Raw genomic sequence first — 23,194 nt, 5'->3', positions numbered from 1 at the left:
ATCAGGGCACCGGCTTAAAGCTGCGATAGTGATCGGTAGTGAGAAAAATCAGGCCATCTGAAGAGTAAAGCAGACGATCGGCATCGCGGTGGCCGCAATCGTAATTGACGTCGGCTTCATACCATTGGCGTCCCGCCTGTTGTGGCAGCCGCTGCTCACGGTTAGCAAAACGGTCGCCGCCAATCGCCCTGCCGGGCAACACGTCGCACAGGTTGCCTTTGCCGGGGTTCCAGCCCTGGCGCCGTGCTTCACCTTTAGTGAGGTAGAGATCCGGTAATTTATGATGTTGTTGCAGCCAGCGCGCGACGGTTTCGGCATCGGTCAATTGCGCAATATTGGTTTTGGGTGCAGCGGAGAAATGCGGTTTTAGTCCGGCCCATGAGGCGACCAGCGCGATAATTAATCCAATCCAGAGTTTCTTTGACATAGTGACTTCCTGAGTTTCAGGAGGCCGATAATAGCAGCTTTTCAGGCGGGAAAAACGCGGGCCAGCGATGCTGGCCCTGGCGGAGTTTACTGCATAACGCTCGGCTGGTGCCCGGCATGACGACGCCATGCACCCGGTGCCACACCATACTGACGTTTGAAGCTGCGGTTGAATGACTGCTGCGAGTCAAAGCCCAGCGAAATCGCCACGTTCAGAATCGGCTCGTTAGTGGTGGTCAGCCGGTCTGCCGATTTTTTCAGTTTCTTGGCACGAATGTACTCACCCAGCGGATAACCGGTGTGCTCTTTGAACATGCGTTGCAGGTGCCATTTCGAGTAACCGGCACGCCCTGCTACGGTGTCCAGATCCAGGCGTGCTTCAATGTTGTTATCAATCCAGTCGATCAGATCGTGAATAAATGCGTCGCTCATCATCCCATTTTCTCCCGTCGCCGTGGCGATCAGTATCAGTATCTGTTGCAGTTACACTTTAAGGGTGACTGACTATGCCATTTAGTGCAAGTTTTATTATTGCATTAAATGCCGCACTTCGCGTAGGGGTATTACCCTGCATGATCCGTTGCGATCAAAACCGCACTTAAAGTGTATCAGATATTCTTGCAGAAGCAGTTTGCACAAGCCTACACTCATCCCGTTTTAATGCAACCGTCAAAGTTGCAAAATTTTTTGTACATGACCTTTCAATTTTTTGACTAACGCGGAATAACTACAATGCATCTGCAGACATATGGGGTTCGTCTGGGCGTAAGCCTGTCAGGAATGGTGCTGCTGGGAAGCCTGCTGGCCGGCTGTGATAGCGGTGTGGCGAAAAACGCCCCACCGCCACCGCCTGAAGTGAGTGTGGCGCAGGTGGTACAGCAGAAAGTCAGCCAGTGGGACAGTTTTAATGGTCGTATCGAAGCGGTGCAAAGCGTGCAGCTGCGACCGCGCGTATCCGGCTATATCGATCAGGTGAATTATCGCGAAGGCGATGAAGTGAAAAAAGGCCAGGTGCTGTTCACCATTGATGATCGCACCTATCGCGCGGCGCTGGAGCAGGCGCAGGCCGAACTGGCGCAGGCCCGCAGTCAGGCGGCGCTGGCACGCAGTGAGTCGGCTCGTACCGAAAAACTGATTGGCACGCTGGCGGTATCGCGTGAAGAGGCAGAACAGCGCCGCTCAGCGGCCAGCCAGGCACAGGCTACCGTGCTGTCGGCCCAGGCGGCGGTGGATATGGCGCAGCTTAATCTCGATTTCACCCGCGTTACCGCGCCGATTGATGGTCGCGCCAGCCGCGCCATGATCACTATCGGTAACCTGGTGACCGCCGGTGACAGCGCCAGCGTCCTCACCACGCTGGTGTCGCAGGATCGCGTCTACGTCTATTTCGACGTCGATGAAGCTACCTATCTGCGTTATCAGGCGATGGCCCGTGAGGGACAAAACCGGGGTGCGCTGCCAGTGGAAATCGGCCTGACCGGCGAGCAAGGCTATCCGCATCCGGGCAAAGTCGATTTTCTCGATAACCAGTTGACCGCCAGCACCGGCACCATCCGCATGCGCGCCACGCTGGATAACCAGCAGCGTCAGTTCACGCCAGGTCTGTTTGCCCGCGTACGTCTGCCCGGTAGCGCCGATTTCACCGCGTTGCTGATTGACGATAAAGCGGTGCTGACCGATCAGGACCGTAAGTATGTCTACGTGGTCGATGCCAGCGGTAAGGCCCAGCGCCGTGACATCCAGCCAGGCGAGTTGGCAAATGGCCTGCGCGTGGTGCAGAACGGACTGAAACCCGGAGACAAGGTCATCGTTAACGGTTTGCAGAAAGTGTTTATGCCCGGCATGCCGGTCACTGCGCAAACGGTCGCGATGCGCGCCGCCCAATAATTATCGAGACTGCCTGTTATGGATTTCTCCCGCTTTTTTATCGACCGGCCAATTTTCGCGGCTGTGCTGTCGATTTTGATATTTGTTACCGGGCTGATCGCCATTCCGTTGCTGCCGATCAGTGAATATCCCGATGTGGTGCCCCCCAGCGTGCAGGTGCGCGCAGAATACCCCGGCGCCAACCCCAAAGTGATTGCCGACTCGGTGGCGACGCCACTGGAAGAGGCGATCAACGGGGTGGAAAACATGATGTATATGAAATCAGTGGCCGGTTCCGATGGTGTGCTGGTGACCACCGTCACCTTCCGTCCGGGTACTGACCCTGACCAGGCGCAGGTTCAGGTGCAGAACCGTGTGGCACAGGCGGAAGCGCGCCTGCCAGAGGCCGTGCGTCAACTGGGCCTGACCACACAGAAGCAGTCGCCGACCCTGACGCTGGTGGTGCACCTGTTTTCGCCGCAGGGTAAGTACGACTCGCTCTATCTGCGTAACTACGCCACCCTGAAGGTCAAAGACGAACTGGCCCGCCTGCCGGGCGTGGGACAGATTCAGATCTTCGGGGCCGGTGAGTATGCGATGCGCGTCTGGCTTGATCCTAATAAAGTGGCGGCGCGTGGCCTGACCGCCTCGGATGTGGTGACGGCGATGCAGGAGCAAAACGTGCAGGTTTCTGCCGGGCAGCTCGGCGCAGAACCGTTGAAGAAAGAGAGCGATTTCCTGCTGTCGATCAACACCCAGGGACGACTGGAGAGCGAGCAGCAGTTCGGCAATATCATCCTGAAAACCGCCGATGATGGTTCGTTGGTACGTCTGCGTGATGTCGCTCGAATTGAGATGGGTTCTGGCAGCTATGCGCTGCGTTCACAGCTTAATAATAAAGATGCGGTCGGTATCGGTATCTTCCAGGCACCGGGGGCTAACGCCATCGATCTCTCCAACGCGGTGCGCGCCAAAATGGCTGAACTGGCGACCCGCTTCCCGGACGATGTGCAGTGGGCCGCGCCCTATGACCCGACGGTGTTCGTGCGGGATTCGATCAAGGCCGTGGTACAGACGCTGATGGAAGCGATTGTGCTGGTGGTACTGGTGGTGATTCTGTTCCTGCAAACCTGGCGTGCGTCGATCATTCCGTTGCTGGCGGTGCCGGTTTCAGTGGTGGGGACCTTCAGCGTCTTGTATTTGCTCGGCTTCTCACTTAACACCCTGAGCCTGTTTGGTCTGGTGCTCGCCATCGGTATCGTGGTGGATGACGCCATTGTGGTGGTAGAGAACGTCGAACGTAATATCGAGCAAGGATTATCGCCCACCGCGGCAGCGCATCAGGCGATGCGTGAAGTCTCCGGCCCGATTATCGCTATCGCGCTGGTGTTGTGTGCGGTGTTTGTGCCGATGGCGTTCCTGTCCGGCGTTACCGGTCAGTTCTATAAACAGTTCGCGGTTACCATCGCCATTTCGACGGTGATTTCGGCGATTAACTCGCTTACGCTTTCTCCGGCTCTGGCGGCGAAACTGCTGAAGGATCATCATGCGCCGAAAGATATGCCGTCGCGCCTGATTGACCGGTTGCTGGGCTGGTTGTTCCGTCCGTTCAACCGCTTTTTCCAGCGCAGCGCTGACGGTTATCAATCGATGGTCAGTAAAACCCTGCGGCGGCGCGGTGCGGTGTTTGGCGTCTATGTGCTGCTGCTGGCAGGCGCGGGCTGGATGTTCCACAGCGTACCGGGTGGCTTTATCCCAACCCAGGATAAGCTGTACCTGATTGGTGGCGTGAAGATGCCGGAAGGCTCGTCACTGGCGCGTACCGATGAAGTGATCCGTAAGATGAGCGAGATCGGTATGAATACCGAAGGCGTGGATTATGCGGTCGCCTTCCCCGGCCTGAACGCCTTGCAGTTTACCAATACCCCCAATACCGGGACGGTGTTCTTTGGCCTCAAGCCGTTTGACCAGCGTAAACGCAGTGCGGCGGAAATCAACGCTGAGCTGAATGCCAAAATCAGTAAAATTCAGGCGGGCTTTGGTTTCTCCATCATGCCACCGCCGATTTTGGGCCTCGGCCAGGGTTCAGGTTATTCCCTTTACGTGCAGGATCGTGCTGGCCTGGGTTATGGCGAGCTGCAAACGGCGATCAACACCCTCTCCGGTGCGGTGATGCAGACGCCTGGCATGATGTTCCCGATCTCCTCCTATCAAGCCAACGTTCCGCAGTTGGATGTGCAGGTTGATCGTGATAAAGCCAAAGCACAGGGCGTGTCGCTGACCGATTTGTTCAGCACCCTTCAGGTGTATCTCGGCTCCTCCTATGTCAATGACTTCAATAAGTTTGGTCGTACCTGGCGTGTGATGGCGCAAGCAGATGGCGATTTCCGCGACAGCGTGCAGGATATTGCTAACCTGCGCACCCGTAACGATCGCGGCGAGATGGTGCCAATCGGCAGCATGGTGAATATCACCACCACCTACGGCCCTGATCCGGTGATCCGTTATAACGGCTACCCGGCGGCGGATTTGATTGGTGACGCTGACCCTCGCGTGCTGTCATCGGCGCAGGCCATGACCAAAGTGGAAGCACTCGCCAATCAGGTGTTGCCGAATGGAATGAACATTGAGTGGACCGATCTCAGTTATCAGCAATCCACCCAGGGTAATGCTGCGTTTATTGTGTTCCCGGTGTCGGTATTGCTGGCCTTCCTGGTACTGGCGGCATTGTACGAAAGCTGGACGTTACCGCTGGCGGTGATCCTGATTGTGCCGGTCACCATGCTGTCGGCGTTGGTTGGCGTGTGGCTGACCGGCGGTGATAACAACGTGTTTGTGCAGGTGGGGCTGGTGGTTCTGATGGGGCTGGCGTGTAAAAACGCGATTCTTATTGTCGAGTTTGCCCGCGAACTGGAGATGCAGGGTAAAGGGATTGTCGAGGCCGCGCTGGAAGCTTGTCGTCTGCGTCTGCGCCCCATCGTCATGACCTCCATCGCCTTTATCGCCGGGACCATCCCGTTGATTCTCGGAGAAGGTGCCGGTGCCGAAGTGCGTGGCGTTACCGGGATTACCGTGTTCTCCGGCATGCTGGGCGTGACTTTGTTCGGCCTGTTCCTGACGCCGGTGTTTTATGTGACGCTACGTAAACTGGTGACACGGAAACAGCCGGAAGGTGAAGTGCAGACGGTGTGATGTTAGGATTGATGTAAAAATCCGTTCACCAAATTCTAATGCCAGTCAGTAAAGCCTGACTGGCTTTTATCCAATCATTCTATTTCATGGAAAGTTGTTTCGGGTCACGCCAAACAGGATAGAGGTCAGGAAACCCTCTAATATGAAGTGGAAAATCAGCATCACGATATCCCCATCTCCTGATTAGCGTTCTGGTACTGAATCTTGTACATTCCGCGTAACATGGCAATTTATCTTTATCTATTATATCATGCAGCGTCCTGAATAAACTCTCCACCACTTCACCTCCACGGGCTGAACGTTGCACAGCTTGTAATGATATAAAATAATGGGGTGGGTTCAGGGGATGCAAACGGTCGAGTCCATTTATAAGTTCAGAAGCCGCCTTGTAACTTGAACCACATACTTTACGCAATTCCTCATCGGCTTGAGCATGAGTTTCTACGATCTCCGCAATGAATTCTGGCCGAATATAAACTAAAACGTCCGTATCATTTTCAGAAAGCAATGTACCTTTACGATAAATTTCTATATTTACGTAAATACGAAAATAGTCCCGCAGAATATTGACACGATCATCTCGACCAGAAAATAAAACTTTATATATCGGGTCATGACAGAATTCTTTTGCGAGGAGGTCACAAACCTTATCCAAGTCAGAATCTTTAGCATGCCTGCATTTCATTTCGAAATCCTTTTGAATTAATAAAATAGTTACCCTTTTATACCTTGATCTAAAGCGTCGAGAAGTGCAGGCAGGCAGGCAGGGATAGTAAGGCAGAAAATGAGAGGTGACTCAAACAAATGCACCACCGGCTTTCGTAGCGGCGCGATTTGTCGCGCGATTTTCACTATGGCATCAAGGTCAAAGGCGCGCGATAAATCGCGCCGCTACGGAGTTGGGAGCGCAGCAACGCGCTCCAGGAAATGTCAGCGGGATTTCTTGCAGAAGTCTTCGATTTCGAAGTCTGGCAGGGGTTCGCAGTTGCTGGTGTCACGTTTTTTCAGTTCAGCCAGCGCATCCGCCACGGTGCGTTTTTCCAGCACCTTCAGGGAGGCTTGTTCGGCTTCATCAGCAATCGATTTGAAGTACCAGCACAGGTTGGCGCTCACCAGACAACGCGGCGCGACATCCGGACGCGAGGCCCAAAGTTTTTTGTCTTCAATCACCGAGGTATAGATATCGCGCAAGGTGATCTCGCTGGCGGGACGGCCCAGATGTATCGAACCGGTACGGCCAAGCGTCGAGACAATGATGCCATCGCGTGTGAGCGGAACCATAAGTTTCCGAATGAAACTGGGGTTCGCCTCCAGGCCATAAGCCAGAATGGCACTGGTCGAGCGTTTACCCAATTGCTCCGCCATCGCTACGCTCAAAACCATCTGCAAAGCTGTCGGGAAGCGGTAATCAAGCATTTCTTTAATCCTGAGTTGCGGTCTATCTTGTTGTTTTCATGCCGCGGCAGTGAGTAATCATTGAGCAATAAATATAACAAACACTGTTGCTTTTTAGAAGCGAGCGACTGTGATCAAGGCACGTATTCATCATTTCCTCAGACACAAGCGCACAGGCTGCTTAGTTTATCACTCCCCTTTCTGACTGCGGGTTGGGCTGCGGCAATTTTTGCTTCAGCACCATCACCAACAGCACGTTAATCAATGCCAACAGGCAAAGCATCCACAGCGTGGCGTTCGCCCCCAACTGTTGAAAAACATAACCGCCCAGTAGTGGTGTCAATGCCTGACCAATCAGCGCCGGACGTGCCATGCGCCCCACCACTACCGCATAGGCTTCTGGTTTGACCATCACCAGCGGTAAAGTTCCCCGGACAATGGCACGCAAACCATTTCCGGCACCGTACAGCACCATACTCAGCAACGCAAACTGCGGAAAACAGGCCAGCAACAGCAAACCCACGGCAACCAGACCCACCGAGAAAAACGTGGTCCAGATAGGATGACCTCGTTTAAACGCGATATCGACGATACGCGAACCTACCTGACAGGGACCAAGAATGGCGCTGATCGCCAGTGCCGCCGTCAGAGAATGGCCGCTGGCCTGCAACAGCGTGATCAACTGCACCGAGATGGCGGTCATAATCACCGAAGCCAGCGTGAAGATGCTGCATAGCAACCAGAACAGACCGGGAGCCAAATCGCCAGTCGTGGCAGCCCTGACGGGCGTTGTCTCTTTCTTCTTTGCCGTCGGCGGCGGCAAAGCATAGAAATACGCGGGGAGCACCGCTACGCATAACAGCAGCGCAATGGCAAAACAGGCGCCACGCCACTCCAGCCAGTGAATGAGCAACGCCGTACCCGGCCACACCAGCGTGGTGCAAAAACCGGAAATCAGTGTGATGCCGGTGATCGCCCCGCGCGCTTGCCCGCCATACAGGGTTCCGAGCGTGGCAAACAAGGCATCGTACAACCCCATAGCCATGCCAATACCGATAATGACCCAGGCAAACAGGAATAACAGCAAACTGTGACTCAACCCCATCACCACCAGCCCAATCGCCATTACTGCGCCGCTTCCGGCCAGCAATGCGCGCCCACGCGCGCGCGCGATAAGCCTGCCGCTCAGCGGGGCCAGTAATCCTGAAACCAGAATGCCGAGCGATAACGCACCGTAAACCCACTGCTGCGACCAGCCAGTTTCTGCGACGATGGGATTGGCCATTACCGCCATCAGGTAAAATGAACCACCCCAGGAGAGGATCTGAACCAGCCCGAGAGTGATAATGGCGGGAACGCCGGGCTTTGCGTAATGCTCCACATGAATATTCCGATAGCAGGCGAAGCATTTGTTATAACACGTTCATCGATCACGAAAAATGCTTATGCCCGCTGGTTATCGCAATCCTTACAACGAGGCTGGCAAACCTGCTGTAAAAAAACAAACTAAAAGTATGTTGTAATTATAAACCGTGCTTGCTATCGCGCCGATCCCCTGCCACATTTGGTATGTTGTAACTATGGAGACATCCTATGGCTCGTTACGATTTGATCGCCGATCTGCATGCCTGCGTAAACGCGCTGGAGCAGCATCTGGGCGCATTGCGTCAACAAGTGGAGCAGCAACCTTTATTGATCGCGCGGGTTTTTGGTTTGCCGGATATCGAAAAAGGCCATGAACACGACGAGATATCTCGCATCAAAGTCACCCAGCATCTGGGGAGCGCCGCCCGTGAGATGGCCCTCACCCATTATTGTCGGCTGTTTATGCAGCACCAGTCAGAAAAACTCAGCACCAAAGCCGCGGTACGACTGCCCGGCGCAATCTGCATTGAAGCGGATGAGCACGCCAGCGACATCATTACCCGGCAGGTGGCGGAAATTAATACGCTGAAACAGCGGCTGGAGCAGTTGATCACCGTTGAGTCCGGCCTGCCCAGCGAAGCGCGCTTTGAGTTTGTTCACCAACATTTACGCGGGTTGATCACCCTGAATGCCTACCGCAATGTCACCCTGCTGGATTCCCCGGATAGCCTGCGTTTCGGTTGGGCGAATAAGAACATCATTAAAAACGTTAAACGCGATGAAATCATTGAGTTGCTGGAGCGCAGCCTGAAAGCCAATCGTGCTCAGGCCCCGTGGACCCGTGAGCAGTGGGCCGAGAAAGTGCAGCAGGAACTGGAAACGGTCCGCGATTTGCCGATCACGGCCCGCCTGAAAATCAAACGTCCGGTCAAAGTTCAACCGGTGGCCCGTGTCTGGCGTGCCGATGAAAAGAAGCAAACCCAACTGGCCTGCCCTTCTCCACTGCTGGTGCTATGCCGCGACCGCAGCCAGGTGCCGGTGCTGGGTGAGTTACTGGATTATGATGCTGACAATGTGGCGCATCGTTATAAGCCACAGGCTGAGCCCTTGCATCTGATTATTCCGCGCCTGCATCTGTGGTGCGATCGACTGGCGTGATGATGGCCGCAGCGGCAAGACTTATCGCGCGATAAATCGCGCCGCTACGGATTTTGCTTACGCCTTCATGCTGCCAACCATCTCTTCCGGGCGTACCCAGGCATCGAATTGTTCTTCGGTCAGATAGCCCAGCTTCAGCGCCGAACCTTTCAGGGTAAGCCCTTCTTTATGGGCTTTTTTGGCGATTTCCGCCGCTTTGTCATAGCCGATATGGGTATTGAGCGCAGTGACCAACATCAGCGACTCGTTCAGCAGTTGTTCGATACGGTCGCGGTTCGGTTCGATGCCGACGGCACAATGGTGGTTGAAACTGTCCATGCCATCAGCCAACAGACGAATCGATTGCAGGAAGTTATGGATCACCATCGGACGGAACACGTTCAGCTCGAAGTTACCGGATGCGCCCCCCACGTTGACCGCCACATCATTACCCAGCACCTGGCAGCTCAGCATCGTCAGCGCTTCGCACTGCGTCGGGTTCACTTTGCCCGGCATGATCGAACTACCCGGCTCATTTTCCGGGATGGAGAGCTCGCCAATGCCGCAACGTGGACCGGATGCCAGCCAGCGCACATCGTTGGCGATTTTCATCAATGACGCCGCCAGACCTTTCAGCGCGCCGTGCGCATGCACCAGCGCATCAACCGTTGCCAGCGCTTCGAATTTATTCGGTGCCGTTACAAACGGCTGATTGGTCAATTCCGCCAGCGCTTTAGCTACCCGTACCGCATACTCCGGGTGGGTGTTCAGACCGGTGCCTACCGCTGTGCCGCCCAACGCCAGTTCGGCCAGATGCGGGATGCTGTGTTCGATATGTTTGAGGTTATGTTCGAGCATCGCCACCCAGCCGGAGATCTCCTGGCCCAGGGTGAGCGGTGTCGCATCCTGCAAGTGGGTACGGCCAATTTTGACGATGTCTTTAAACGCTTCAGCTTTGTCGTTCAGCGTTTTTTTCAGCACCTGCAATTGCGGAATCAATTGTTCGCGTACGGCGATCACCGCCGCAACGTGCATCGCGGTAGGGAACACATCGTTGGAGCTTTGGCTTTTATTCACGTCATCATTCGGATGGACCAGACGCGCCATGCCGCGCTCACCACCCAGAATCTCGCTGGCACGGTTTGCCAGCACTTCATTCATGTTCATGTTGGTCTGCGTGCCGGAACCGGTCTGCCAGATTGCCAGCGGGAACTCATCGCTGTGCTTATCGGCCAGCACTTCGTCAGCCGCTTTCATAATCGCATCAGCACGTTCGGCCGGTAACAGACCAAGATCGCGGTTCACCTGGGCCGCCGCACGTTTAGTCAGCGCCAACGCATGCACCAACGCAACCGGCATTTTTTCTGTCGAGATACGGAAATGTTCCAGTGAACGCTGCGTTTGCGCGCCCCACAACTTATCTGCCGGTACTTCAATCGGTCCCATTGAGTCTTTTTCAATGCGATGGGCTGCCATGACTACGTCTCCTTAACTCAGATATTGAGGTTTAGGCTCAGCGTCACGTCATGCGCGATCGACTGAGCGGGCAAGATTGTCACTTTTCAGAATTTTACATTATGAGAGTCATTCGCATTTATTGCACTTATTGATGTATTTTCAATGGCTGTTTATGCCTTAAAATGCTTATAGCCTTATCGTTATCGGGGATGAATGATGCAAAAATTGAACAATTCGCTGCAAAATTACGCATGGGGCAGCACAACCGCACTGACCGAACTGTATGGCATCGCTAACCCGCAAGGATTACCGATGGCTGAACTCTGGATGGGGGCACATCCCAAAAGCCCTTCCACCGTCGAGATCAATGGAGAGACGCGGTCACTGCGTGATGTGATTGAGGGTGATAAAACCGCCATGCTGGGTGACGCTGTCGCGCAACGTTTTGGTGAGCTGCCGTTTCTGTTTAAAGTGCTGTGTGCCGATCAGGCGCTATCGATCCAGGTCCATCCAAGCAAAAGCGCCGCTGAAGTAGGCTTCGCGCGCGAGAATGCGGCCGGGATCCCTCTGAGCGCTGCCGAGCGCAACTACAAGGATGCTAACCACAAGCCGGAGCTGGTATACGCGCTGACCCCTTTTCAGGCGATGAATGGCTTTCGTGAGCTGCATGAAATTGTTTCGCTGTTCGAGCCGGTTGCGGGCGCACATCCGCAGATCGCCCACTTCCTTGAGCATGCCGATGAAGCCAATCTGGTCACCCTGTTTACCACCCTGCTGTCGCTGACCGATGAGGCGAAATCACGGGCGCTCGGCGTGTTAAAAGCAGCGTTGAACGCCCACGAAGGCGAACCCTGGCAGACAATGAAAAGCATTGCGACAGATTATCCCGACGACAACGGCCTGTTCTCACCGTTGCTGTTGAACGTCATTACCCTGCAACCGGGTGAAGCGATGTTTTTGTTTGCGGAAACCCCGCATGCCTATCTGAAGGGGGTGGCGCTGGAGGTGATGGCCAACTCGGATAATGTGCTGCGCGCCGGTCTGACGCCGAAGTTTATTGATATCCCGGAACTGCTGGCGAACCTGAAATTCCACGCCAAACCCGCCGCGACTTTGCTGACACAACCACAGCAACAGGGCGACACGCTGAACTTCCCGATTCCGGTGGACGATTTTGCCTTCGCCATTCACACCCTGCATGACCAACCACAAGCGTTGGCACAACAAAGCGCCGCGTTGTTGTTCTGCATTGAAGGCCAGGCGGTGATCGAGAAATCAGGTCAGCAGCTGGTGCTGCAACCGGGTGAGTCCTGCTTTATTGCCGCCAGCGAGTCACCGGTGACGGCCGCAGGTCATGGTCGCCTGGCACGCGTCTTCAATACCCTCCCATAAGCGGCTGACGACCGTCCGGTTAACTGCTATCATTTTCAAACTATTAATTTAAAACGCCTGCGGGCGTTTTTCTTCACCCGCCGCACACACCAGGTGCCTGCGGACGCAAGGATAAGGACGACTCAGCGATGAAAAAGACCAAGGTTGCCGTAGGTGTGATTGTAGCCCTCGGGGTAATCTGGACCGGCGCCGCCTGGTTCACCGGCAAGCAACTGGAAAGCCATATTGATCAGATGGTGCAAAACGCCAATACGCAAATCAATGCGTATGCGCCCAACAGCCGCCTGACGCTCAGCTATCAGGATTACCAGCGCGGCCTGTTTAGCAGCAAGGCCAAACTGGTGCTGCAAGCCAGCTCGCAAACCGAAGACAACCCGCTGCTGAAGCCGGGTCAGAGCATTGTGCTGGACACCGTCATCGATCACGGCCCCTTCCCTTTTTCTCAGCTGAAGCACGGCGTGCTGATCCCCAGCATGGCCTCGGTACATAGCGAGCTGGAAAACACCGAAGCGGTGAAGAAATTGTTTGAGTTGACCAACGGCAAATCGCTGGTCAACGCCGATACCCGCATTGGCTACAGCGGCGCGACCGATACCGCGCTGACCCTGCTGCCAGCCGACTATCAGGATGTGAACAACGGTGTGCGCCTGGCGACCAACGGCGGCACCCTGAACGTCAGCGCCGATCAGCAAGGCAACAACGTGGGTGTACAGGGAGATTTCTCCAGCATTGCGTTTGCCAGCAAGAATGAAGTCAACCAGCCGGTGCTGTTTACGCTCAACGGTCTGAAGGTGAGCGGTGATACCCATCTCAGTCCGGAAGGGGTGCGCGTCGGCGATCAACAGATCACCCTGGACAAGCTGACCGCCAGCGTCAACGGCCAGGAAGGTCTGACGCTGGAAAAAATGAACGGCACCTCATCATTCGATAACAAAGACGGCAAAATTGGCGGCCAGATTGATTACCAGGTCGGTAATATCAGCCTGCAAAAACAGCCGTTTGGTGAGGCGAAAGTCACGATGAAACTGGCGCAGTTTGATGCCCAGGCAGTCAAAGCCTTCTCCGATACCTACAACACGCAAATTCAAAACCTGCTGAACCAGCCGGGCCTGATGGATGATCCCATCCGCTATCAGGAGGGTGTGCATACCATTCTGATGAACAACCTGCCAACCCTGTTGAAAGGTTCACCAACGCTCAGCATTGCGCCGCTCAGTTGGAAAAACGACAAAGGCGAAAGTACCTTTAACCTGAATGTCGGTTTCAACGATCCGGCGAGTGTGACCGGTGAAGCGCAAACTCTGGGAGCCGCAGTCGATCGCGTGCTGAAAACCCTTGATGGCAAGCTGGTGATCAATATGCCGATGGCGACCGAAGTGATGCGTCATGTCGGTCTGGCGGAAGGTTATCAAAGCGATGATGCGCAAAAGATGGCCGATCAGCAGGTAAAAGGTCTGGCGGCGATGGGACAGATGTTCCGCCTGACGCAGCAGCAGGATGACAACATCACCACCAGCCTGCAATACGCCAACGGTCAGGTGACCATGAATGGTGACAAGCTGTCGCTGGAGCAGTTCCTGTCGCGTTATATGCTGGGTAGCCAAACCAGCGAAGGTATGCCGGAGTAAGTGTTTAACACCTTGTAGCGGCGCGATAAATCGCGCCAATACGAATTATGCCTGTCCGGGAAGTAGCTGTGGCGGAACAATCAACGTCTGCACCTCGGCTGACGGCTGTGCCAGACGCTGCAACAAACGCTGGCCGGCGTGGCGTCCCACTTCCCGCGCACCACTGCTGACAAAGGTCAGCGCCGGATCGTACAACTCGCGCTGTGGATCATCATTAAACCAACCAACGCCAGTTGCTGGCTGTAGTAGCTGCCCACCGCCCCCTCCGTCAGCGTGCGCCCGCTATGCAGCGCACCAAAATAGCAGCCCAGCGTCACCGTGGCGTTGTGTGCCAGAATCGCCGTGATACCGGGATGCTGGCGCGCTTTCTGGCGGCCTCCACTGCTGCATTCAGCTCAGCCAGATATTCACTGACGCCATCCGGACGCTGCTCATTAATGGCTTTGCGCGGGTTCGCATCGGCTTTCAGGTGCGTGCTGTCGTTGTAGCGCCGGATGCGGTTCTGGCTGAGGGTGAAGGCGTCCGGGACTTTCTCCGTCAGCCCCATTTTCAGGAACCAGCGGTAAGCAACGTTCATCTGGATTTCCCTGACCACGGCGCTCACAAGGGACGCCGAAGAGATAGCCCAACAGCATTATCTTAAAGGCGAACGGGGTCGATGGCCGGTCGGCCATTGTCGGCGCAGTAGAGGTGTGCCACGGCGTCGCGGATAAATTCAAAGTCAATGGCGGCGTCGATTTTACGCACCAGATGGTCTTCGGGTACCAGTTCTTCAAGGGTGACCATTTCAAATTGATACTGCTGAGGGGTGGGTTCTCTGAGCATGGCAGTCAGTCCGTTAATTGCACTGACCTTATTAGATCAAAGTCCCGGCTTTACGACCAAGACTTTGTCAGCAGTCTGAAAGGTTTATCTTTATGATAAACCTTTTTTTATTATCGTGATTTATGCAAAAGAAATCATAAAGTTACATAATTGTTGCCAACCTAAATATTCCCACCTCATCCTTTGTTTTGAAAATACAAAATTTAACAATCCATTATTATTACACTCAGAGAATTGTGATATTTTCTTGAAATGAAAAGGATAGTTAGTTATCAATTTCATAATGTACCAAGCTTAATAAAGCCACCATTACCTTGCATTAACAAAATACGCGAAAAATACTACACCAAAGTCTTATCGAAACTATGCCTAAGCCCATGAAATCATCTTCTTATGATGATTACTTCATGTATTCTTTTCGGAAACCCTGAGTTTTCAATTAATATTTTATCTTTTGTCTACAGAAGTTAGAATCATCACTCCTATTTCTTACCTTAATAACAGCCACATTCACACGCATGAAATATGCCGCTCCGTGAATTGAGATAACAATAAATCCTCTCTGCAATGAAAGTTGAAGATGGAGAAAAGTGTGATTAGAGCAATAGAGCAAGGGCTACATGATTGGCTAAAATATCTGGACCTTTATGATGAGGTGAACAAAGATGAGTTACCGATCATTAGCGTAGATGAAAAATTCGATATTTATTGCTACCCTGTCGATGACAACAGCATCATCATGATGGCAATTGCAACACTTGAACATTTCCATTATGACCATCATGAAATTTTAGAAAGAAACCAGCCTAAGCCAGGTGAATATAATCCTGTGTTCACCTGTAATGGTGACATATTACAGCTTTGGGTTCGTATCACAGAAAATGACTGCACCCTCCCCATAATTTTGAACTATTTCAGCACATTAATTAGCCATATGGAAAACACATTGAGTGCCGAGTAGGGAATTTATCAATCCATAGAATGGTTACTCCTCATAACCAGGGAAATCCAAATGAAAATAGAAAATCACAACATTCACATCAACAATTTCGACCAAAATGAAAACCGTGTAAAAACCAGAGAGTTCAATGGAAGAAAGTTAATAATAAAGGCCTATGCAAAATCAGAGAATAAACATCAGCCGCAGAGTGAACACTTATTGAACACTGAAAGATTAAAGCTGGAGCTACATAGTTTCTTTGATAAATACAAATTCCTTAAACGCAACACCTCTTCTCAAACGGGTAATATAATAAAATTATCAAAAAACGATAAGGCACCTGACATACTTCAAAATTCAAACCATAGATTTCAATTTGAGAAAAACAAAGTTACTGACATCACATTCATACACTCCATAAAACAACATAAACTTGACATTAAAAAAATCAGTGATGAGATCACTCTAAATCTACCTGACAGGACGCAGATGCATAGTATCAATGTTAAAAAATATCTGGATAATAGATTATCCAGCCTCGTCGTTAATACGGCAAGATCTTACGGTTGTGAGTTCTTTTGTGGCGGTAATTATTCAGCACTCAGCCATCATTATCAGGGTCGCGGTTTTGATAGCATAAAAGAAATCTCGAGTAATACTTCAACCAAATCCTATTACGTCACTAATACCACAACCGGGAAAAATGTCCTTGTGCTATCTAATATGAACAGTGAAGCCAGAATAAAACATCAACTACTACAACTTCACTACGCCGACATTGATATAAGCAAAATAAATATATCAGGAAGTATAAAAATGCAAAAAGAGAATGCCATGATGCAATTATCCTCCGTTCTAAATACATTACCTGATGCAGATAAGAAAGTTTTATTCATTGGGGCTCGCTGGCAAATAATGGAGTTTTTAGGAAGGGAAATTTATCAGATCGATGAAAATCAACCTGAAGGAGTTGGTTATGATAAAATGAACACCACTCAGCATAAAGTTTCTGGTTTTATCTTCGACACTGCCATCGTCGAAAACCAAGAAAACAACGAGAGATATATTTTTTCCGGACTCAGAATGCCTAATGGTGATTTATCATACGATGCCACAAAAGCATTTATTGAAGCAGGATTTACGTATATTGTGATGTGTGGCGCTGGTGGCCGCTTATCAGGAAAGGCAAAGATAGGGGATTACACCCCCATAAACATCAGCATATACGAAAATGAAGCAATCAACTTAAAAATGGAAGATATGAAAATTCCTGACGGCACTTTTATAGAGGAGTTGTTATCAACCAATATCACTGTTAACTCACCACTTGAAGAAACACAAGAGTGGTTAGAGAATAATAAACATCATAGTAGCGTCGATGTCGAAACCGGCCATATTTTCCGTGCGGTATCTGAGGCGATAGATAACCAAAAAAGTGTCACTATTACTCCAGGATTGTTCATCTCTGATGTGGTTGGAGAACATCCTCTCGAAGGAAAAATAAGCACTGATGATGCATACAAAAACCTGAAAGGTTTTGTTGCTTCAATTTGGCATTCGGCCATTAAAACTAGTTGAAAAGAACCCCCTCTAAACACAACATCGGCACGATGCCCTTTATCATTTAATCAGCGCAAAAAGCCCGTCAGCCACCCGCAAATGCTGCTTTATCCAGCATCCACTGCACCATTTGCGCAAATCGCTGGCGTTGTTGCGCAAGATATTTTTATAATGCTCTGCACTTTACGATAACTTAGCGAGTGCGACATGATTGATGCAAAAATCCCTCTGACCGACATCCACCGCCACCTCGATGGCAACATCCGTGCCCAAACCATCCTCGATTTAGGTCGCCAGTTTAATCTTGCCCTGCCCGCTACCACCCTTGAGATGCTGCGCCCGCATGTGCAGGTCACCGCTAACGAACCGGACCTGGTGAGCTTTCTGCAAAAACTCGACTGGGGCGTTAAGGTGTTGGGCGATCTCGATGCCTGCCGTCGCATTGCGCTGGAAAACGTCGAGGATGCGGCGCGTGCCGGTATCCATTACGCGGAACTGCGCTTCTCGCCGGGTTATATGGCGATGACCCACCAGTTGCCGATTGCCGGTGTGGTGGAAGCGGTCATTGATGGCGTGCGGGCGGGTGTTCAGCAGTACGGTGTCGATGTTCGTTTAATCGGCATTATGAGCCGCACCTTTGGTGAGGAAGCCTGTCTGCGCGAACTGGAGGGTTTGCTGGCACATCGCGATGGCATTACTGCCGTCGATCTGGCCGGTGACGAACTCGGTTTCCCGGGTAGCGAATTCCTCAGCCACTTCAATCGCGCTCGCGATGCCGGCTTCCGTATTACGGTGCATGCCGGTGAAGCCGCTGGCCCGGAAAGCATCTGGCAGGCCATTCGCGAGTTGGGAGCTGAGCGTATCGGCCACGGTGTAAAAGCGATCGAAGATCGTGCGTTGATGGATTTCCTTGCCGAGCAGAAAATTGGTATCGAATCCTGCCTGACGTCAAATATTCAGACCAGTACCGTCGCCTCATTTGCCAGCCATCCACTGAAGGCGTTCCTCAACCACGGTATTCTCGCCACCATCAACACCGACGACCCGGCCGTGCAGGGCATTGAGCTGGCGCATGAGTATCAGGTAGCGGCACCACAGGCAGGACTGACTGCGGCTGAGATGCGTCAGGCGCAGGAAAATGGCGTGACCATTGCGTTTCTCAGTGACGCCGAAAAAGCCGCGTTGCGCGCACGCGTGGCAGGATAACGTTGACATGCCGTAACGGCGCGATAAATCGCGCCGTTACGATCATTACGAAAATTACTTCAATGACAATGTCTGGCGTTTTTCCGCCGATTGCAGACCCAGCTCGATTAACTCCATCACCTGGATAGCTTCCTCTGCCGTTACCGGATTCGCGCCGGTACCGGCAATGGCGTCACGCACTGCCGCATAATAGGCCGGATAGTTACCTGGCAGCGTCAGCAGTGCTTTTTCCACCATCACATCGCCTTCAGCCAGCGTTAGCACGCCATCACGCATATCGTAGCCCCACTCCTCTTTGGGCGGGCGTTCACCCGCCTTCAGGCGATCTTCCTGCGGGTCGAGGCCATATTTAACGTAGCTACCACGGGTGCCGTGCACAATAAAACGCGCTGACTCCGCCGCCACCAGCATGCTGGCATGCAGCACCACGCGGCGTTGTGGATAGGTCAGCGTGGCGTGGAAATAGTCGGTGGTTTGCGCGCCAGTGCGCAACTCCGCCATATCCACATTGATTGCCACTGGCGTACCAAACAGCTGCAACGCCTGGTCAAGTACATGCGGTCCGAGATCGAACCAGATGCCGCTGCCCGGCCCTTTCATCTCGCGCCAGCGCTGGCGGACTTCCGGGCGGAAGCGATCAAAGTGCGATTCCAGATAACGGATCTCGCCCAGCGTGCCATCCGCCAGCAGCGATTTCAGCGTCAGGAAGTCACTGTCCCAGCGGCGATTATGGAACACCGACAGCAGCAACCCTTTGGCCTTCGCCAGCGCATCCAGTTCGCGCGCCTGTGACAGGGTGACCGTAAAAGGTTTATCGACCACCACATGTTTACCGGCGTTCAGCGCCGCTTTCGCCAGAGGGAAGTGGGTATCGTTTGGGGTAGGAATTACAATCAGATGCAATGTCGGATCGTCCAGCAGCGTCTGGGGATCGCTCACCACCTGCACCGATGGCCAGTCAGCGTGCACTTTGGCTGCATCGCTGCTGGAGATCGCCGCCAGTTCAACATCCGGGGTCCCGGCGATCAACGGTGCATGGAAGGTTTTGCTGGCAAATCCGTAGCCTATCAGGCCGACACGAAGTTTATCGCTCATTCTCATTCCTCTTGTTCGTTACCTGACTGATTTAAGACGAATCAGCGCGTACGGACAAGCGGGAATCAGCCGAAAACTCAGGATATCGCACTCCGTGCCGGTTGCCAGCTCTCCTGAGCCACCAGCGCATCGTGTGCATCCTGGCTGCGACGACGAAAATCACTCGGACTGACCCCGACGCGTTTGCGGAACACACGCGAGAAATAGAGTTGGTCATCATAGCCGACTTCACGCCCCACCGAGGCGATCGGTTCCTGGGTGGTCTGCAACAATAATTTCGCACGGATCACGCGCTGATCCTCACGCCAGCGCAGCAGATTGATCCCCATCTGCTCGCGGAACAAATGGGCAAGACGGGAGGGTGACAGACAGACATGACGCGCCACTTCCTCAATCTTCACTTCACTGGCGAGATGGTTGGTCACGTACTGGCAGGCTTCAATCACACGCGGATCGCGGATTTGCTGATGGCTGCGCGGATCTTCCTCCACCGCACGCAGCAGCAGACGTTCCAGCAGGTTCATTGCCAGCTCCTCGGCGAAACGTCGTCCGGAGTTATGGGTTTGTTCGATACTGGCGAACAGGCGATCAAACTCCGCACGCTGCGCTTCCGGCAGACGCAAGCGCCCCACCCCCTGGGTTTCATCCTGCCATTGCAGCCAGTCGGTCCAGTAGGCACGCGGGCGGAAATAGACCCAGCGATGGAACCAGCATGGGCTGTCCGGCGCACGGCCATAGTAATGCGGGGTTTTCGGTTGAAACAGCAGCATATCACCCGGCAGACAGTCGAATGACTGCTCACCATCAAATACCCGACCTTCCCCCTTGATGGTCAGGTTGAGGATATAGCCTTTCATACCGAGTGGCCGGTCGATAAAAAAATCGAGCGGGCCATCGGCGGTAATCGGTGTCAGTCCGGCCACCAGCCAGGCATTAAAAGGGTAACCCGGCAATAATGGGTTTTGTTGTGCCACAGGGGGTTCACGGTGGTACATAATGCCCTCACTTTTCGCGTGATTGATTACCGTAGCGGCACGATTTATCGTGCGGTTGCCGAGGCGCGCGATAAATCGCGCCGCTACTGAATGGCTGCACTCAGGCGGCTTTATTTTTCTGTTTGTAGCGGTCAAAAATCACCGCTGCTAACAATATCAAACCGCGCACCACATACTGTGAGAAGGGCGAAATATTCAAGAGATTCATCGCATTCTCAACCGTACCAAGGATCAGTACCCCGGCAACCACGTAGGAAATCTTGCCAATGCCACCTTTCAGCGACACCCCACCCAACACGCAGGCAGAGATGACAATCAACTCGTATCCCAGCGAGGTCATCGGCTGGCCGCTGGTCATACGTGAAGCCAGAATGATCCCCGCCGCCGCTGACACCAGCCCGGAGAGGATAAAGATGATGATGCGGGTACGCACCACCGGCACACCGGCAAGACGCGCTGCTTCCTCGTTACCGCCAATCGCCAGCGTGTTGCGGCCAAAGGTGGTTTTATTCAGCAGGAAACCGAAGATGATCATGGTAGCGATAGTCAGCCAGATGGGTGCTGGCAAACCGAACCAGTTGGCGTAGCCGAGGGTAAAGAAACGTTCATCTTCAATCCCTACCGCTTTACCGTCTGAGAAGATATAGGCCAGACCGCGCACAATCTGCATCGTCGCCAGCGTGGTGATCAACGCATTGATTTTTAGCCGCGCAATCACGAAACCGTTAACAAACCCGGTTGCCATGCCCAGCAACAACCCTGCCGCCACACCAATCCATAAACTTTCGGTCAGGTTAATCACCACCGCGGTCACTACGCCAGCACAAGCGATAACCGAAGCCACAGACAGGTCAAAATCCCCGGAGGCGAGGCAGAACAGCATGCCGCACGCCACCATACCGGACATCGACATTGCCAGCCCCAGCCCTTTCATATTGATAAAAGAGCCGAAGTTGGGGACAAAAATAGTACAGGCAATAAACAGTAGCGCGAACACCACCAGCATGCCGAAGTTATCCCAGATACGCCCCAGTTGCAGGCCGCTGCGCTGCGCGGGTGGCGTATTAGAAGTGGTTGATGAAGCCATAATTGCTCTCCTTTACATCAGGCCACGGCGGCCGCTTGAGTCGTTTTCGGCATCGCCAGGCCCAGCGTCAGCTGCTCCGTGGCACGGTCGTGTGGCAGTTCACCGGCAATTTCACCTTCGCGCATCACCACGATACGGTCGGCAAGGCCCATCACTTCAGGCAAATCGCTGGAAGCAAACAACACGGCAATACCTTTGTTTGCCAGTTGATAAATCAGGTTATAAATCTCGTGCTTGGCCCCGACATCAATACCGCGTGTCGGCTCATCCAGCAGGATCACGTTCATTTCCTCCGACAGCCAGCGGCCCAGAATCGCCTTCTGCTGGTTGCCGCCGGACAGGTTCATAATCAGCTGTTGCGCATGCGGGGTTTTGATATTGAGCGAGCGGATATGGCTGTCAGCGTTCTTCGCTTCCCAACCGGGTTTGATCAGACAACCGGCGGTGAGATTATGGCGGCGCGCGCTGATGTTGATGTTGTCACGCACCGAGTGCACCGGGATGATACCTTCGGCTTTGCGGTCTTCCGGGCAAAGCATAATTCCGGCACGGATCGCATCAATCGGTTGACGGATATTGAGTTTTTTACCGTCCAGCGACACGCTGCCGCCGCGCAGACGGGTTGCCCCAAACAATCCCTTCATCAGTTCACTGCGTCCGGCCCCGACCAGACCGAACAACCCGACGATTTCACCGGCCCGGACCTCTAGCGAAATGGGCATACGCACACCTTGCGCCTCCACCTGGTCCAACTGCAAACGCACGGGGCCCAAATCACGCGGTGCGTAACCATAGATATCCCCCAGATTGCGGCCCACCATCGCCTGAACCAGGTCTTCATGGTGGGTGTTGTTCATATCGGTGAAGGTGCGTACGTAGCGGCCATCTTTAAACACCGTGATGGCATCGCTCAGGGCAAAAATCTCCTCCATACGATGCGATACGTACAGCACCACCCGGCCCTGCTCACGCAACTGACGGATGACGCGGAACAGATGCTCAATCTCGCGTGCCGACAGCGAGCTGGTAGGTTCATCAAACGCGATAATGCGCGCATTGCGCGCCAGCGCTTTGGCAATTTCCACCATCTGCCACTGTCCGAGCGACAGGTACTTCAACGGCATGTCCGGATCGATATCCATGCCGAGATTTTGCAGTTGTAAGCCCGCTTCATAACGCAGCAGCTTACGGTTCACCAGACCATGACGATGCGGGATCTGACCGAGGTAAATATTCTCTGCCACGCTCATTTCCGGTACCAGATGCAGTTCCTGGTAGATAATCGCCACGCCCGCGTCCAGCGCTTCGGTGGTGTGATTGAACCGCACCGGCTGGCCTTTGATGTGGATTTCGCCGGCAGTCGGCTGGTAGCTGCCGCTAAGAATTTTCAACAGCGTGGATTTACCCGCGCCGTTTTCGCCCATCAGCGCATGCACTTCACCGGCATGGCAGCTGAACGAGATGTCCTGTAACGCTTTAACGCCAGGGAAAGTTTTGCTGATGCCATGAAACGACAGAAAAGCAGGATCAGTGTTCATGGAGACTCCTCTATGCCTTCATACTTCGTGCGCAACTGCATAAGCAGCGCGCTTATCCCAGGTAACTCAGGCCATCAAGCGCCTGGGGA

General features: G+C 53.3%; 20 protein-coding genes and 1 pseudogene. 8 read left to right on the top strand and 13 right to left on the bottom strand.

Annotated elements, in window-relative coordinates; genetic code table 11:
- Nucleotide 1 precedes the first annotated feature (1 nt).
- On the bottom strand, nt 2-427 hold the full coding sequence (locus tag AC6I8T_RS09350; protein WP_021185164.1) for a ribonuclease domain-containing protein: 426 nt from the start codon (nt 425-427) through the stop codon (nt 2-4).
- Nucleotides 428-513: 86 nt separating this feature from the next.
- Nucleotides 514-861: a helix-turn-helix domain-containing protein gene (locus tag AC6I8T_RS09345; RefSeq protein WP_013508941.1), complete on the bottom strand. Its 348-nt coding sequence runs from the start codon at nt 859-861 to the stop codon at nt 514-516.
- 297 nt (nt 862-1,158) lie between these two features.
- Here AC6I8T_RS09345 and AC6I8T_RS09340 point away from each other — a divergent pair, with 297 nt between their 5' ends.
- Both AC6I8T_RS09340 and oqxB read left to right on the top strand, forming a co-directional pair.
- Nucleotides 1,159-2,313 (top strand): efflux RND transporter periplasmic adaptor subunit, encoded by a 1,155-nt coding sequence (locus tag AC6I8T_RS09340; RefSeq protein ID WP_021185165.1) that lies wholly within the window; start codon nt 1,159-1,161, stop codon nt 2,311-2,313.
- An 18-nt stretch (nt 2,314-2,331) separates the two neighbouring features.
- Nucleotides 2,332-5,484 (top strand): multidrug efflux RND transporter permease subunit OqxB, encoded by a 3,153-nt coding sequence (oqxB, locus tag AC6I8T_RS09335; protein WP_497830589.1) that lies wholly within the window; start codon nt 2,332-2,334, stop codon nt 5,482-5,484.
- A 79-nt stretch (nt 5,485-5,563) separates the two neighbouring features.
- Here the strand turns inward: oqxB and AC6I8T_RS09330 are convergent, their stop codons facing one another.
- The 3 genes from AC6I8T_RS09330 to AC6I8T_RS09320 all read right to left on the bottom strand — a co-directional run bounded on the left by AC6I8T_RS09330 (nt 5,564) and on the right by AC6I8T_RS09320 (nt 8,260).
- Entirely contained in the window at nt 5,564-6,169 is a 606-nt protein-coding gene (locus AC6I8T_RS09330) for a hypothetical protein (protein WP_208725533.1), read from the bottom strand.
- 245 nt (nt 6,170-6,414) lie between these two features.
- On the bottom strand, nt 6,415-6,900 hold the full coding sequence (locus AC6I8T_RS09325; protein WP_021185167.1) for an RrF2 family transcriptional regulator: 486 nt from the start codon (nt 6,898-6,900) through the stop codon (nt 6,415-6,417).
- Nucleotides 6,901-7,060: 160 nt separating this feature from the next.
- The gene (locus tag AC6I8T_RS09320; RefSeq protein WP_208725377.1) at nt 7,061-8,260 is read right to left on the bottom strand and encodes an MFS transporter; all 1,200 of its coding nucleotides are present in this window, start codon (nt 8,258-8,260) and stop codon (nt 7,061-7,063) included.
- Nucleotides 8,261-8,472: 212 nt separating this feature from the next.
- On the opposite strand from AC6I8T_RS09320, the gene tus reads away from it, so the two are divergent.
- Entirely contained in the window at nt 8,473-9,402 is a 930-nt protein-coding gene (gene tus, locus AC6I8T_RS09315) for a DNA replication terminus site-binding protein (RefSeq protein WP_208725376.1), read from the top strand.
- A 57-nt stretch (nt 9,403-9,459) separates the two neighbouring features.
- Here tus and fumC read toward each other — a convergent pair whose 3' ends face one another.
- Nucleotides 9,460-10,857, bottom strand: coding sequence for a class II fumarate hydratase (fumC, locus tag AC6I8T_RS09310; RefSeq protein WP_021185171.1), 1,398 nt, complete (start codon nt 10,855-10,857; stop codon nt 9,460-9,462).
- A 198-nt stretch (nt 10,858-11,055) separates the two neighbouring features.
- On the opposite strand from fumC, the gene manA reads away from it, so the two are divergent.
- Together manA and AC6I8T_RS09300 are read left to right on the top strand one after the other, a co-directional pair.
- Nucleotides 11,056-12,231 carry a mannose-6-phosphate isomerase gene (gene manA / locus AC6I8T_RS09305; protein ID WP_497834288.1) on the top strand — a complete coding sequence of 392 codons (1,176 nt, stop codon included), beginning with the start codon at nt 11,056-11,058 and terminating at the stop codon, nt 12,229-12,231.
- 128 nt (nt 12,232-12,359) lie between these two features.
- Nucleotides 12,360-13,859 carry a YdgA family protein gene (locus AC6I8T_RS09300; protein ID WP_021185173.1) on the top strand — a complete coding sequence of 500 codons (1,500 nt, stop codon included), beginning with the start codon at nt 12,360-12,362 and terminating at the stop codon, nt 13,857-13,859.
- 45 nt (nt 13,860-13,904) lie between these two features.
- On the opposite strand, the gene AC6I8T_RS09295 is transcribed toward AC6I8T_RS09300, so the two are convergent.
- From AC6I8T_RS09295 to AC6I8T_RS09285, 3 genes and pseudogenes are all read right to left on the bottom strand, one after another.
- Nucleotides 13,905-14,054: a hypothetical protein gene (locus AC6I8T_RS09295; RefSeq protein WP_497833735.1), complete on the bottom strand. Its 150-nt coding sequence runs from the start codon at nt 14,052-14,054 to the stop codon at nt 13,905-13,907.
- Nucleotides 14,036-14,176, bottom strand: coding sequence for a hypothetical protein (locus tag AC6I8T_RS09290; protein ID WP_244634033.1), 141 nt, complete (start codon nt 14,174-14,176; stop codon nt 14,036-14,038). The genes AC6I8T_RS09295 and AC6I8T_RS09290 overlap by 19 nt, the downstream gene beginning before the upstream one ends.
- A 50-nt stretch (nt 14,177-14,226) precedes the next feature.
- A pseudogene (locus tag AC6I8T_RS09285) lies at nt 14,227-14,684 on the bottom strand (transposase); the annotation flags it as partial.
- 580 nt (nt 14,685-15,264) lie between these two features.
- On the opposite strand from AC6I8T_RS09285, the gene AC6I8T_RS09280 reads away from it, so the two are divergent.
- From AC6I8T_RS09280 to add, 3 genes are all read left to right on the top strand, one after another.
- Nucleotides 15,265-15,645, top strand: a complete 381-nt coding sequence (locus AC6I8T_RS09280; RefSeq protein WP_208725374.1) for a hypothetical protein — start codon at nt 15,265-15,267, stop codon at nt 15,643-15,645.
- Between the two features lie 51 nt (nt 15,646-15,696).
- Nucleotides 15,697-17,202: a hypothetical protein gene (locus AC6I8T_RS09275; RefSeq protein ID WP_497833734.1), complete on the top strand. Its 1,506-nt coding sequence runs from the start codon at nt 15,697-15,699 to the stop codon at nt 17,200-17,202.
- Between the two features lie 189 nt (nt 17,203-17,391).
- Entirely contained in the window at nt 17,392-18,390 is a 999-nt protein-coding gene (gene add / locus AC6I8T_RS09270; protein ID WP_208725372.1) for an adenosine deaminase, read from the top strand.
- A gap of 54 nt (nt 18,391-18,444) precedes the next feature.
- Here add and AC6I8T_RS09265 read toward each other — a convergent pair whose 3' ends face one another.
- The 4 genes from AC6I8T_RS09265 to araG form a co-directional block, all read right to left on the bottom strand.
- Entirely contained in the window at nt 18,445-19,485 is a 1,041-nt protein-coding gene (locus tag AC6I8T_RS09265; protein ID WP_021185178.1) for an oxidoreductase, read from the bottom strand.
- A gap of 77 nt (nt 19,486-19,562) precedes the next feature.
- Nucleotides 19,563-20,480: an arabinose operon transcriptional regulator AraC gene (gene araC, locus AC6I8T_RS09260; RefSeq protein WP_013508925.1), complete on the bottom strand. Its 918-nt coding sequence runs from the start codon at nt 20,478-20,480 to the stop codon at nt 19,563-19,565.
- A gap of 100 nt (nt 20,481-20,580) precedes the next feature.
- On the bottom strand, nt 20,581-21,567 hold the full coding sequence (gene araH / locus AC6I8T_RS09255) for an L-arabinose ABC transporter permease AraH (RefSeq protein ID WP_021185179.1): 987 nt from the start codon (nt 21,565-21,567) through the stop codon (nt 20,581-20,583).
- Nucleotides 21,568-21,584: 17 nt separating this feature from the next.
- Nucleotides 21,585-23,105, bottom strand: coding sequence for an L-arabinose ABC transporter ATP-binding protein AraG (gene araG / locus AC6I8T_RS09250; protein WP_021185180.1), 1,521 nt, complete (start codon nt 23,103-23,105; stop codon nt 21,585-21,587).
- Nucleotides 23,106-23,194: the final 89 nt, after the last annotated feature.

This window comes from Pantoea sp. X-Soil-OKNW-556 (genome assembly GCF_059730695.1).
The sequence above is the reverse complement of the archived record's forward strand: the minus strand, read 5'-3'. Positions and strand labels throughout refer to the sequence as shown.

What these genes read in the sequence shown, in the direction of transcription:
- AC6I8T_RS09280 (WP_208725374.1), top strand. Translation starts at nt 15,265, where the DNA reads ATGGAGAAAAGTGTGATTAGAGCAATAGAGCAAGGGCTACATGATTGG.
- AC6I8T_RS09300 (WP_021185173.1), top strand. Translation starts at nt 12,360, where the DNA reads ATGAAAAAGACCAAGGTTGCCGTAGGTGTGATTGTAGCCCTCGGGGTA.
- oqxB (WP_497830589.1), top strand. Translation starts at nt 2,332, where the DNA reads ATGGATTTCTCCCGCTTTTTTATCGACCGGCCAATTTTCGCGGCTGTG.
- tus (WP_208725376.1), top strand. Translation starts at nt 8,473, where the DNA reads ATGGCTCGTTACGATTTGATCGCCGATCTGCATGCCTGCGTAAACGCG.
- AC6I8T_RS09330 (WP_208725533.1), bottom strand. Translation starts at nt 6,169, where the DNA reads ATGAAATGCAGGCATGCTAAAGATTCTGACTTGGATAAGGTTTGTGAC.
- manA (WP_497834288.1), top strand. Translation starts at nt 11,056, where the DNA reads ATGCAAAAATTGAACAATTCGCTGCAAAATTACGCATGGGGCAGCACA.
- AC6I8T_RS09350 (WP_021185164.1), bottom strand. Translation starts at nt 427, where the DNA reads ATGTCAAAGAAACTCTGGATTGGATTAATTATCGCGCTGGTCGCCTCA.
- AC6I8T_RS09275 (WP_497833734.1), top strand. Translation starts at nt 15,697, where the DNA reads ATGAAAATAGAAAATCACAACATTCACATCAACAATTTCGACCAAAAT.
- AC6I8T_RS09265 (WP_021185178.1), bottom strand. Translation starts at nt 19,485, where the DNA reads ATGAGCGATAAACTTCGTGTCGGCCTGATAGGCTACGGATTTGCCAGC.
- araG (WP_021185180.1), bottom strand. Translation starts at nt 23,105, where the DNA reads ATGAACACTGATCCTGCTTTTCTGTCGTTTCATGGCATCAGCAAAACT.
- araC (WP_013508925.1), bottom strand. Translation starts at nt 20,480, where the DNA reads ATGTACCACCGTGAACCCCCTGTGGCACAACAAAACCCATTATTGCCG.
- araH (WP_021185179.1), bottom strand. Translation starts at nt 21,567, where the DNA reads ATGGCTTCATCAACCACTTCTAATACGCCACCCGCGCAGCGCAGCGGC.
- AC6I8T_RS09345 (WP_013508941.1), bottom strand. Translation starts at nt 861, where the DNA reads ATGATGAGCGACGCATTTATTCACGATCTGATCGACTGGATTGATAAC.
- AC6I8T_RS09325 (WP_021185167.1), bottom strand. Translation starts at nt 6,900, where the DNA reads ATGCTTGATTACCGCTTCCCGACAGCTTTGCAGATGGTTTTGAGCGTA.
- add (WP_208725372.1), top strand. Translation starts at nt 17,392, where the DNA reads ATGATTGATGCAAAAATCCCTCTGACCGACATCCACCGCCACCTCGAT.
- fumC (WP_021185171.1), bottom strand. Translation starts at nt 10,857, where the DNA reads ATGGCAGCCCATCGCATTGAAAAAGACTCAATGGGACCGATTGAAGTA.
- AC6I8T_RS09340 (WP_021185165.1), top strand. Translation starts at nt 1,159, where the DNA reads ATGCATCTGCAGACATATGGGGTTCGTCTGGGCGTAAGCCTGTCAGGA.